This is a genomic window from Streptomyces sporangiiformans, assembly GCF_005768555.2.
GTDB classification, from domain to species: domain Bacteria; phylum Actinomycetota; class Actinomycetes; order Streptomycetales; family Streptomycetaceae; genus Streptomyces; species Streptomyces sporangiiformans.
In genome coordinates this window covers 1-4,703 of sequence record NZ_VCHX02000033.1, presented here as the reverse complement: position 1 = coordinate 4,703, position 4,703 = coordinate 1, and the positions used below count along the sequence as shown (strand labels likewise).

Sequence of the window (4,703 nt, the reverse complement as noted above, 5' to 3'; positions counted from 1 at the left end):
GCTGCGTGAACCCGGTCTGATCCAGCAACTCCCCGCCCTCGAACATCACCTCACGCAGCGGCCGCTCCAGCACCCGGTCGAACACGGCACACACCGCATCCAACGCATCGGCGAACACCGGGTATGCCTCGTACAACTCCCGGCCCATACCCGCCCGTTGGGAGCCCTGCCCCGAGAACAACACCGCGATCGTGTGCTCGTCGCTGGACTCACCTTCGTACACTCCCGTGCCCGGCGTCCCGGCCGCGAGTTCCGCGAGGCGGCGGGCGAAACCCGGGTGGTCGTCGGCGACGACGACGGCGCGGTGGTCGAGGGCCGCGCGGGTCGTGGCGAGCGAGTAGGCCACGTCGGCCGGTGTCAGGTCCGGGTGGGCCAGGATGTGGGAGCGCAGTTGCTGTGCCTGGTGACGGAGTGAGGTCTCGGTCCTGCCGGACAACACCCACGGCACCGCGCCGGGGGTCGGCCGCGCCGTGGCGGGGGTCTTCGCGGGAGGCTCCTCGGGGGCCTGCTCGACGATGACGTGCGCGTTGGTGCCGCTGATGCCGAACGACGACACACCCGCACGCCTCGGGCGGTGCACGTCCGGCCACTGCCGGGGCTCGGTCAGCAGCTCGACCGCCCCCGCCGACCAGTCGACGTGCGACGAGGGCGCGTCCACGTGCAGGGTCCTGGGCAGGACGCCATGGCGTATCGCCATGAGCATCTTGATGATGCCCGCGACGCCGGCGGCAGCCTGTGTGTGACCGATGTTGGACTTGATCGAGCCCAGCCACAACGGCTGGTCGGCGTCGCGGCCCTGGCCGTAGGTGGCGAGCAGGGCTTGCGCCTCGATCGGATCACCCAGCGCCGTACCCGTGCCGTGCGCCTCCACCGCGTCCACCTCCGCCGGGGACAGGCGGGCGTTGGCCAGGGCCTGCCGGATGACGCGCTGCTGCGAGGGACCGTTAGGCGCGGTCAGACCGTTGGACACGCCGTCCTGGTTGACCGCCGTTCCGCGGACGACCGCGAGGACCTGGTGTCCGTTACGGCGGGCGTCCGACAGGCGCTCCACCAGCAGCAGACCCACGCCCTCGCCCCAGCCGGTACCGTCGGCGGCCTCCGCGAACGCCTTGCAGCGGCCGTCGGAGGCAAGCCCGCGCTGGCGGCTGAACTCCACGAAGGCACCCGGTGTCGACATCACCGACACGCCACCCGCGAGAGCCATGGAGCACTCGCCGTTGCGCAGTGCCTGCGCGGCCAGGTGCAGGGCCACCAGGGACGACGAGCACGCGGTGTCCACGGTGACCGCGGGGCCCTCCAGGCCGAAGGTGTACGAGATGCGGCCGGAGAGCACGCTCGCGGAGTTGCCGGTGAGCAGATAGCCCTCGCTGTCTTCGGCGGCGTCTCCGATGTGGTCCCTGTAGTCGGTGCCGTTGGACCCGGCGAACACGCCGACGTCATGGCCGCGCAGCGAGGTCGGGTCGATGCCCGCCCGCTCGAAGGCCTCCCACGCCGACTCCAGCAGTAGGCGCTGCTGCGGGTCCATCGCCCCGGCTTCCCGGGGGCTGATACCGAAGAACACCGGGTCGAACTGGGTGGCTTCATGCAGGAAGGCGCCCTCGGATATGTAGCTCTTGCCGGCCTGGTCGGGGTCGGAGTCGAACAGGTCGTCGAGGCGCCAGCCCCGGTCCGTCGGGAACGGGCCCATCGCGTCGGCGCCTTCGCTCACCAGGCGCCACAGGTCCTCGGCCGAACGGACGTCGCCGGGGAAGCGGCAGGCCACGCCGACAATGGCGATCGGCTCGTCGCCGCTGGTGCCGACGGCCGCCCGTACGGACCGTGCGGGAGCGGACGTCAGCAGTTCGCCGAGCAGGTAGTCGGTGAGCGCGGCGGGCGTGGGGTGGTCGAACACCAGCGTCGTGGGCAGGCGCAGACCGGTGGCGGCGCCGAGCCGGTTGCGGACCTCCAGCACGGTGAGCGAGTCGAAGCCGAGATCGCGGAAGGCGCGGTCGCGGCCGATGGTGTCGGCAGAGGTGCGGCCCAGGACGGCCGCCGCGGCGCCGCGGACAAGGTCGAGCACCTCCCGCTTGCGCTCGGCCTCGGACAGATCCGCCAGTCGCTGGCCGAGCGGCGTCGCACCGGCCGCGGTGTCCGTGGCCTGCGCGGCCGCGCCCGTCTCGGCGGGCAGCTCCGCGAGCACCTCGTTGAACAGCGGGAGCCTTCCGTCGTTTCCGTCGGCGAACCGCTGCCAGTCCACGTCACACACGCCCAGGAACGTCTCGGCCTGGTCGACGGCGCGAGCGAAGGCCGCCATGGCCCGCTCCGGCGCCATCGGCCGGATGCCGCTGCTGCTGAGCTGTGTACGGCGGGCGTCGTTCTGCAGGGCGAGGCCGCTGCCGTCCCAGGCGCCCCATGCGAGGGAGGTGGCGGGCAGGCCGGCGGCCCGGCGCCGTTCGGCGAGCGCGTCGAGGAACGCGTTGGCGGCGGCGTAGTTGGACTGGCCCGCGCTGCCGATGGTGCCCGCGAACGACGAGTAGAGCACGAACGCCGTGAGGTCGAGGTCCCGAGTCAGCTCGTCCAGGTTCACCGCGGCGTCGACCTTGGGCCGCAGGACAGCGGCGAAGCGTTCTGGTGCGAGGGCGGTGACGACGCCGTCGTCGACGACGCCCGCCGTGTGCACGACGGCGGTCAGTGGGTACTCCTCGGGCACGCTCGCCAGCAGGTCCCGCAGGGCGTCGCGGTCGGCGGCGTCGCAGGCGGCGACCGTCACGGCGACGCCCTTCGCGGTCAGCTCGGCGCGCAGTTCGTCCGCGCCGTCGGCGGCCGAGCCCTGACGGCTGATCAGGAGAAGGTGTTCAGCTCCGTGGTCGGCCAGCCAGTGAGCAGCGTGGCCGCCGAGCGCGCCGGTGCCGCCGGTGACGAGCACGGTGCCGCGCCCCTGCCAGCCCGCCGCGACCGGCGCCCCGTGCGACTCGGCCCGCCGCAGCCGGCGGCCGAGGACGCCCGAACCGCGCACCGCTGCCTGGTCCTCGCGCACGGCACCGCCGAGCACCGCGGCAAGCCTGTTGTACGCCCGCTCGTCCAGCGTGCCGGGCAGGTCCACGAGTCCGCCCCAGCGTTCCGGGTGCTCCAGACCGACTGACCGGCCGAATCCCCACAGCAGCGCCTGCGCCGGGTCGGCCGGAGGCTCGGAGCGCCCGGTTGCGACCGCGCCGCGCGTGACGATGTGCAGCGGCGCCTCGACCTCCGCGTCGCCCAGGGCCTGGACCAGGGCTGCGGTACCGAGCAGCCGCGCCACGCCATGCCCATCGGGGTTGTCGCGGTCGGCCGCGGGGGGTGCGCTGTCGAGGCCGAGCAGCGAGACCACGTGGTCGGCTTCGGCGCCGGAGTCGCGCAGTTCACCGGCCAGCGCGGCACGGTCGGCGCCGTCGACGGCCACCTCGAACACGTGTATTTCGGCGCCCTGTTTCTCCAGAGCCGCACGGACGCCTGCGGTCCCCTCGTCGCAGGCGTCGCCCATGGGCACCACCAGGAGCCACCTCGTCCCGGTCAGCGAGGGAGCCGGGGCGTCGGCGAGGCGCTGCCAGCCGATCCGGTACCGCCACCCGTCCACGACGGCCTGGTCACTGCGCTGCCGCCGCCACGACGACAGCACGGGCAGAAGCTCACTCAGGGACCGGTCGGCGTCCTCGCCGACCACCCCGAGCGTGCCCGCCACCGCGTCGATGTCGCCGCGCTCGACGGCTTCCCAGAACCGCGCCTCCACCGGGTCGGCAGCCGGGGCCGCGCCACCGGACGCCAGCCAGAACTTCTGGTGCTGGAAGGCGTATGTCGGCAGGTCCACGACCTTGGCGCCGGGGAACACGGTGGGCCATTCCACGGCAAGACCCCGTACGTGCGCCTCACCGAGCGACAACAGGAAGCGGTCGAGCCCGCCTTCGTCACGCCGCAGGNCCCCGTACGTGCGCCTCACCGAGCGACAACAGGAAGCGGTCGAGCCCGCCTTCGTCACGCCGCAGGGTGCCGAGAACGGCGGCGTCCACACCGGCGTCCTCGAGCGTCTGCTGCACCCCGATGGTCAGGACGGGGTGGGCGGAGGCCTCGATGAAGTAGCGGTGGCCCTGCTCGGCCAGTGCCTTGGTGGCCTCCTCGAAGCGGACGGTCTGGCGGAGGTTGGTGTACCAGTACTCGGCGTCCATCACCGTGGTGTCCAGCCAGTCGGCCGTCACCGTCGAGAAGAACGGCACCTCGGCTGCACGGGGCTCAAGTCCCGCCAGGACATCAAGGAGTTCGGCGTGGATGGTTTCCACATGCGCCGAGTGCGACGCGTAGTCCACCGGGATCCGCCGGGCCCTGATCTCCTCCGCCTCGCAGGCGGCCAGGAGGGCATCCAGCTCGGCGACGTCGCCCGAGACGACCACGGACGAAGGCCCGTTGACCGCCGCCACCGACAGACCCTCGGTCAGCCGCTCACGAACCTCCTCCACGGGCAGGGCGACGGACACCATGCCGCCCAGACCCGACAGCGCCAGGATCGCCTTCGACCGCAGAGCGACCACACGAGCCGCATCGTCGATGGACAGGGCTCCTGCCACACAGGCGGCGGCGATCTCACCCTGCGAATGCCCCACGACCGCGGCGGGCTTGATGCCGTACGCACGCCACAGTTCGGCCAGGGACACCATCACCGCCCACAGCACCGGCTGCACGACATCGACGCGCTC

At 72.6% G+C, this 4,703-nt stretch carries 1 protein-coding gene and 1 pseudogene; both read right to left on the bottom strand.

Features of this window, described 5'->3' with window-relative positions:
* Positions 1 to 3,932 (bottom strand): annotated as a pseudogene (locus FGD71_RS49585) (SDR family NAD(P)-dependent oxidoreductase); the annotation flags it as partial.
* A gap of 1 nt (position 3,933) precedes the next feature.
* Positions 3,934 to 4,664 (bottom strand): acyltransferase domain-containing protein (locus FGD71_RS01575; RefSeq protein WP_425329658.1); only part of this gene is annotated, 731 nt, incomplete at its 3' end.
* Between the last annotated feature and the right edge of the window lie 39 nt (positions 4,665 to 4,703).